Annotated in this window: 8 protein-coding genes; 3 read left to right on the forward strand and 5 right to left on the reverse strand. The window is 67.4% G+C overall.

The features are described 5' to 3' along the window. Positions 1 to 194 (forward strand): hypothetical protein (locus QSJ97_RS24020; protein ID WP_285675010.1); only part of this gene is annotated, 194 nt, incomplete at its 5' end. Between the two features lie 121 nt (positions 195 to 315). Here QSJ97_RS24020 and QSJ97_RS24025 read toward each other — a convergent pair. The 5 genes from QSJ97_RS24025 to QSJ97_RS24045 all read right to left on the reverse strand — a co-directional run bounded on the left by QSJ97_RS24025 (position 316) and on the right by QSJ97_RS24045 (position 4,658). Then, on the reverse strand, positions 316 to 1,005 hold the full coding sequence (locus QSJ97_RS24025; RefSeq protein ID WP_285675012.1) for a WbqC family protein: 690 nt from the start codon (positions 1,003 to 1,005) through the stop codon (positions 316 to 318). Then, a complete protein-coding gene (locus QSJ97_RS24030; RefSeq protein ID WP_285675014.1) occupies positions 1,002 to 1,826 on the reverse strand; it encodes a sulfotransferase family protein in 825 nt (274 codons plus the stop codon). Before QSJ97_RS24030 ends, QSJ97_RS24025 begins: the two co-directional genes overlap by 4 nt. After that, on the reverse strand, positions 1,813 to 2,517 hold the full coding sequence (locus QSJ97_RS24035) for a class I SAM-dependent methyltransferase (protein ID WP_285675016.1): 705 nt from the start codon (positions 2,515 to 2,517) through the stop codon (positions 1,813 to 1,815). Before QSJ97_RS24035 ends, QSJ97_RS24030 begins: the two co-directional genes overlap by 14 nt. Continuing rightward, complete coding sequence (locus tag QSJ97_RS24040; protein ID WP_285675018.1) at positions 2,510 to 3,661, reverse strand: DegT/DnrJ/EryC1/StrS family aminotransferase; 1,152 nt, start codon at positions 3,659 to 3,661, stop codon at positions 2,510 to 2,512. The genes QSJ97_RS24035 and QSJ97_RS24040 overlap by 8 nt, the downstream gene beginning before the upstream one ends. A gap of 121 nt (positions 3,662 to 3,782) precedes the next feature. Next, a complete protein-coding gene (locus tag QSJ97_RS24045; protein ID WP_285675020.1) occupies positions 3,783 to 4,658 on the reverse strand; it encodes a glycosyltransferase in 876 nt (291 codons plus the stop codon). Positions 4,659 to 4,879: 221 nt separating this feature from the next. Here QSJ97_RS24045 and QSJ97_RS24050 point away from each other — a divergent pair, with 221 nt between their 5' ends. Together QSJ97_RS24050 and QSJ97_RS25130 are read left to right on the forward strand one after the other, a co-directional pair. Beyond that, a complete protein-coding gene (locus tag QSJ97_RS24050; protein WP_285675022.1) occupies positions 4,880 to 6,106 on the forward strand; it encodes a lipopolysaccharide biosynthesis protein in 1,227 nt (408 codons plus the stop codon). Then, positions 6,088 to 6,348, forward strand: coding sequence for an SEC-C metal-binding domain-containing protein (locus tag QSJ97_RS25130; protein ID WP_352231144.1), 261 nt, complete (start codon positions 6,088 to 6,090; stop codon positions 6,346 to 6,348). The genes QSJ97_RS24050 and QSJ97_RS25130 overlap by 19 nt, the downstream gene beginning before the upstream one ends. Positions 6,349 to 6,589 lie beyond the last annotated feature (241 nt).

Genomic DNA, 6,589 nt, shown 5'->3' on the forward strand with positions numbered 1-6,589 from the left:
GCGCGCGCGGGCTTGCCGCGCTCAGGTCGCACCGGAACTATTGGGGAAATCCGCCTGCCGGCGGCACCAATCTTCTACTGCTCGTGGAAATCTGGACGCCCTACGGTCTCAATTATGACGCCCTGTCAGAATCGGTGGCTTGCCCTACAGGCTGCACCGAAACTGAGCCAGAACCACGTTTGCGAGCCGATTGACCGATGATCGTCCTGCGGCGGCGAAAACCCGTCATGGCGCCCCTCAAGAGACCGCAGGATGTTGAGCGGGGTCTGGGTTGCCGACACCGCGTTGGCTTTACGGTTCCTCCGTGCACCGCCCTCAGACTGCCGCAGTAAGCGTCTTCCGATCGACCCACATCATCGCATCGATGATCGAAAGATCCGGCACGAAGTCGAAAGGGCCGGTGTCGTAACGAAGATCGATATGCTCGTGGAACTCGAGTGCGATCCCTTCGGCCGCATAGAGCTTTGGATCGAAGAGCGCGGTGCCACCGGAGGCGTTCAGATAGGTGCTCGCCCCCATCTCCCGCGCGATTTGCAGCGCCCATTCGCCGGGCGGGCAGGCCTCCGGCAGGTCGAGATCGAGCGCACTCAGCCGATGGAGCGGCGTGGCGATCCCGAGCCGGTCGCAGACGCCCTGGATCGCCAGCATGTTGAGTTCCGCGAGCGTCTCTACCTCCGGCGCGAGCGTCTCGGTCAGGAATGCCGTCACCGCTTCGTAGTGCGGCGCGCTGTGGCGATAGACGCGGAGCGCGTCGAACAGCGCGCGGCGCCAGTCCTGAGTAGCGTCGATCCGCGCGGTCGCGAGCGAGTCGGTCTCCGACCCTCTCGCTACGGGGACGCGGACATAGCTCCACCCCTTGTCGCGGTTCGCGATCCGGTTGCGGTTCATCCAGGACTTGCGGTTGTATTTCACCGTGTCGAACGCGATCCAGACGTCGCAGGCGGCGATCAACCGAAAATACTCCGCATAAGGCATGAAGTATGGCTGCATGATGCCAAGCTTCATGCGACAAACCGCTCAAGATCGTCGCCGGCGAGCTCGGAGAGGATCGTCTCGGCAATGTCCCCGGGAAACTCGTCCCGCCAGCTCTCGACGACGCTCGGAGAGCGGAACACCGAGAAGACGTTCGGATCGTGGCGGGCATGGGAGCGCGCGAGGAAATCGCGCACCTCCGCGCCGAGCCCGATACCGAGAGCGGCGAAGAGCGACCGCGTCGTCTCGATCGGGCTGGCGACCAAATCCTCGTAGCGGAAGACCCGGACCCGCTCCGGCATCTGCGCTTCTGCATCCAGAAAAAGCCTCGCCGTGCGCTTCCAGGCCTCGAAGCCCCAGTATTCGCCGGGCCCCTCACGCACACGGGCGCCTCCGCCTCGCCAGTCGGCGCGGAAGTCGTCGCCTTCCGGAAACTCCGACGACTTGCGCCAGCTGTTCAGGTGACCGCACGGATGGCGGACGACGAACAGTATCCTCGCCTCCGGCAGGAGCTCGAGCCCGCGCAGATAGAGCTCGAGAAAGCGTGTGTCCTTGATCGCGAGGAGGCGCACCCGATCGTCCTTGGCGATCCAGTCGAGCTCGCCCTTCTCGCGCCGCCAGTTCTGCGTCATGAACGGATCGTCGGTGTCGACCGCCGCCGCGAGCTGGGCGATCCAGTCGGCGCGGCCCGAGCCGGCATCGATCGCGTTCTTCAGCGCATAGGAGTAGTTGGGCGACAGCCTGACCAGCACCTCCGGCGCGTACTCGAAGATCTGCGAGATCCAGGTGGTGCCCGATCGCGGCATTCCGAGCAGGAAGACCGGGCGCTCGGCCAGCGCGCTACCGGGTGGCATGGAACAGCGCGTCGAAACGGTAATGCGCGGTGTGCAGGATCGGGGCTTGCTGCCTGATTTCGAGCGCAAGGCCGAGCTGCCCAGCGATCCGCTCGAGCTCGTCGAGGCCCCACCAGTGCCCGATCTGCTCGCGCCCCGAGGCGAGGTTACGCCGGTAGAGCGCCATGCGCTCCGGCGTGTCGTAGAACGCCTCGAGCCGCGCCGCGTCGGGCATCGAGCCGGAGAACAGCCGACGCACCCCGCCCTTCAGCATCGCCGCCTCTAGCAGTCCGGCGAATTCGTCCGCATCGAGATGCTGGGCGACCTCGTAGAGATAGGCCTTCCCGATGCCGACGAGCGGCGGTGCGGTGAAATCGAGCCGGGTCAGGTCGCCGAGCGCGAATTCGGCGCCGCTGCCGCCATGGCGGCGCCTAGCCGCTGCGATGAGCGTCCCGGACATGTCGATGCCGACCGCATGTGCCACACGGTCCGCGATCCGGGCCGTGACGAGCCCGTTCCCGCAGCCAAGGTCGGCGACGCGGTCCGACGCATCGAGACCGAGCGCGGCGAGGATCGATGTCGCGATCGCATCGAGTTGCGCGGCCGAGATCGGCGTGCCGAGCACGGTCTTGCCGACCTCCCGCAGCGCGGTGTCCAGATCGTCATCGGCGCCGGTTTCACGCCCGGCCCAGTAGCTGCGCCAGTCACGCATCGTCAGGACCGGGCGCGATCAGCCCGTCAATCACCGCCGTGAGTTCGTCATCGTCGAGCAACGCCAGATCGGGATGGCAGGGAATGTTGACGATGCGCTCGAACAGTGCCTCCGTCCGCGGCCGCCGGGCGAGGGGCTTGTAGTACTTGGCGCATTGCAGCGCGCCGCCAACCCGCACCCGCTCTACAGGGATCGCGCGCGGGCCGAGGAAAGGCAGGCTCATGGCAGGGCGCGGCGATGGCGCCTCGACAAGCGGTGCGAGGCCGCATCCGGTCGCGATGGCATCGACGCGCGCGGCCTGCTCGGCATAGCGCGGCGCCCAGTCCGCCTCACGCGACAGCCGGTCGAGATGGAAGGCACAGGCGATGTCCGAGAGCTTGGCGTTGTTGATCCAGTACGGCTCGGTATCCGGCTCCAGATCGCCGTAGTTCATAAGCGAATAGAGCGCCTCTGCCTCCTCCGCGGGCGTGATCGCGAACCCGCCCTCGCCAGCGCCGTAAGGCTTGGTGTGGTGTAGGCTGAAGCTCTGCCACGGCCAGTCCGGCACGTCGCGGCCGATGCCGGCGGCGTTGTCGATCAGCATCAGCTTGCCGCTCGCCTCCGCGAACTCGGCATAGCGCGCGAAATCCCGCCAGATGCCGAAGATGTTGGTGACGACGATGCCATCATAGCGGTCCGGTCCGAGCGCCGCGACCGCGTCGAGATCGAGCATGCCATCGGCGCCGCAATCGACGAGCGCCATATCGGCGAACCAGCCGCGACCGAGATTGCCGAAGCTGAAGGCGCTGCCGACCCATCGCAGCGGCCGTCCGTTCCGCATCTCGAGCAGGCGCGCCATCGCCTCGAGGGCGAGCCCGCCATTGGCGCAGGGGGTCACGGCGACCCCGGGAGAAAGGCCCATATGATCGTGGAAGGCTTCGGCGAGCGTCATATAAAGCGGGCCGCGATTGGCCCACTGGTTGCACGTGGCCGGGGCCGACAGAAGCTCCGCCACGGTCGCGAGGTCAACCTGCTTGTCCTCGACGAATGCGATTCTGCCGGGCAGGCGGGGTGTGTGGATTGTGAGCTCGCGCGCATGGGCCGAGGCCCGCTCGGCGAACCGCAGCCGCGCCGCATAGGTTTCTGAGACCGCGCTCTGGTCCATCTAGGCCGTCTGCTCCGCCACTACCCGCACTGCGAGCGGGTCGGTCAATTCTGACCCGGCAACACGGCTTGGGCAAGGCATGTGCATCGCAACGGAGCTGGAGGGATCGGCCGTCGCACGCCTATCGGGGCGGCAGCGACAGTGCGACGCGCAACCGCGTGACGAGGAGGTGCCAGGCCTCATCGACAACCACCGGCAGCGGCGGCCGCTTGCGCGCGCTACGCGCCTCCGCGGCCTCGGCGAACTCGGCCCCGAGTTCCTGTCCGAGATGCCGGGCGAGAAAGCGCAGAACCTCGCGGGTCGCCTCCCTGCGCGCCGAGACCCGCCTGCCGACCCAGAGATTGCCACCGTGGATCCGATAGGCCGTCATCACCTCCGGCACGATCCCGATCTGGCCCGACCGGGCGATCATCGCGAAGATCGGATAGTCGCCGAATTTCAGCTCGTGGATCTCGGGGGGCAGTTCCGGGATCGCCGAACTGCGGATCATCACGGCGCTCGTCTTGATGAAATTGCCGTGGACGAGATCGCGGCACTCCAGGGTCTGCCGGCGATAGGGCGGTGGCGGGAAGACCTGAACGGCCCGGCCGGTCCGCTCGTCGACATAGGCTGTCAGCGTCTGGCACAGGACGCAGCCGGGATCGGCATCGAGCAGATCCGTCTGGGCCTGGAGCTTGCCCGGGTGGCTCCACCAGTCGTCCCCGTCGAGCAAGGCGAAATAGGTACCCTGCATCGCGGCCATCAGGATCGGCAGGATGCGTCTGCCCTGGCTGAACTGGTTCTCCTCCTGCAGGATCGCGGAGACCCTGTCCGGATGGGCCTTCGCATAGCCTCTGACGATCTCGGCCGTGCCGTCGGTGGAGCAGTCGTCATGCACCACGAGGCCAACCGGGAAATCGGTCTTCTGGGCCAGAACGCTCTCGATGGCCCTGGCAATATGGCGCTCGTGATTGAAGGTGCTGATGCCGACACACACCCTGGGCTCGCCGTCGATCATCAGGGCCTCCGACCCAGTCCGGTGCCGCGGCCCCAGAGCAGCGGCGGGAAGCGATCATGGGCCACCGACCGGGCTGTGGCAATGCAGCATGCACCTCCGCCGCCGGGCTGCGACAGGGCAGATGCCGTCAGGCCGCTGCCCCTCGCACGCCGGCTGGGCTATGTAGATGGCTCACACTGCGGGAGGGCAGCCAGATTCCGAGCGACGCCATCAGATCGACGATGCAAAACGGTGCGAGGCAGATGGGGCTCGTCTGGGTCGAGAGCGCCCTCAGCGCGGTCTATATCGTCGTCATCGCGCGCGTGCTCGGCGCCGAGGCCTATGGCTACTGGTCTTATGCGCTTGCCGGCTACCTTCTGGTGCTCGGGCTGACCGGCTTCGGACTGGACAGCCTGATGGCGATCAGGCTCGGGGCTGCGCGCCAGGATGCAGCGCGCTATCTGGGGGCCGCCCTGCTCCTGCGCCTTGCTGTAACCGGTCTTGGCGTCGTGGTGCTCGCGGCCTATGCCACGATTGCCGAGGAGGACGCGCTGGCCCGGTTCGCTCTCGTCCTGCTCGTCCCGGCGCTCGTCGGACGAGCGCTGTCGGTCTGGGCGCGGGCCTGTTTCCTCGCCTATGAACGCGTGGCGGACTATCTGGCGGTGGCGGTCGCGCTCAGGGTCGCCGATGTCCTGTTCGGCACGCTCTGCCTGCTGTCGGGCGGCGGCCTCATGGCGATCCTGTCGATCCATGCCGCGGTCTGGGCGATCGAGGGGGCGGTCTGCCTTGGTCTCGTGCACCGCAAGCTCGCCCGCTGCGCACCCATCTGGGACAGGCGCGAGATCGCCGGTCTCCTCGGGCAGGGAAGCACCCTCGGGCTCGCGGCCGGCTTCGGCACCTGGCTCGTCTCGGGACCGGTCATCCTGATCCGCCACAGTGGGATCGACATGGCCGGGCTCGGTCAGTTCTCCGCGGCCTGGGCGGCGACCATGATAGCCGTCGCCTCTGCCCAGGCCTTCCTCGCCGCAGCGCTGCCGGTGCTCAGCCGGTCGGCCGCCGGCAGCGGCCGGGTGCCCGCGCGCTACGGGCCCGCTGTCATGGCGGGCAGCCTCGCGGCGGGCCTCATCGCCGGGGCGGTCGGCTGGCTCGCGGGCCCCTGGCTCGCCACCGCGCTGCTGGGGGATGGCTTCCGGCGCGCAGGAGAGCTCGTCGGCCCGCTCCTTGTCGCCGGCGCGCTCATGATCGGCCCCACCGGATACGGCCAGGCGCTGATGATCGCCGGGCGGCGCCGGGCGGTGGTCGTGGCCAATCTCGCCGGCGGTGCGGTGCTCGCCATCGCAACGGTCCCTGCGGTCAGGCTCGCCGGCATCGAGGGGGCGGTTGGTGCGGTGGGGCTGGCCTGGCTCGCTAGGGCTGTGGTTCTCGCCTGGCAGGGCTCGGGCGGGCCGGCATGGCGCAAGGGCAGCTAGGTGCGCCCGGCACGTCAGCCGGCGATGCCCATGGGCAGCCTCGGCATCGCTCGACGCCAGACGCTGGCGCTCTCAGGCCATGGCGAGGAAGGCCAGATCGAAGACCGGTCTGCCGGTCTGGAGCCGGTGACGCCAGCGGATCAGCCCGGGCATCACGTAAAGTCGGCCGCAACGAGCCCTGCCCGTGCGGCTCCGGCCGCAAGTACAGGAAGTGCTTCGGATCAAACCATGAACATGACTAACTTATGAGTGAGGGCGAACAGGGGGCAGGGTCACCGAAAATTGAGAGAATTAAGAAAAGTTACCAACTGCGATATTTCATGTTCGTCCAAAGGTCCAGTGTACCGGTCCACGGTTTTGAGAGCCCTCTCTGATTGGGGTTGGTTGGGTCAAGCTGCTCCGAGCTGAGAACCTCGATCAACCGGGTTTCGAGAGCGTGACTGGCCTGACTGGGGTTCGCGCGGCGAGTGAGGCAGGCCGGAA

The organism is Paralimibaculum aggregatum (genome assembly GCF_030270585.1).
GTDB classification, from domain to species: Bacteria; Pseudomonadota; Alphaproteobacteria; order Rhodobacterales; family Rhodobacteraceae; genus Thermohalobaculum; species Thermohalobaculum aggregatum.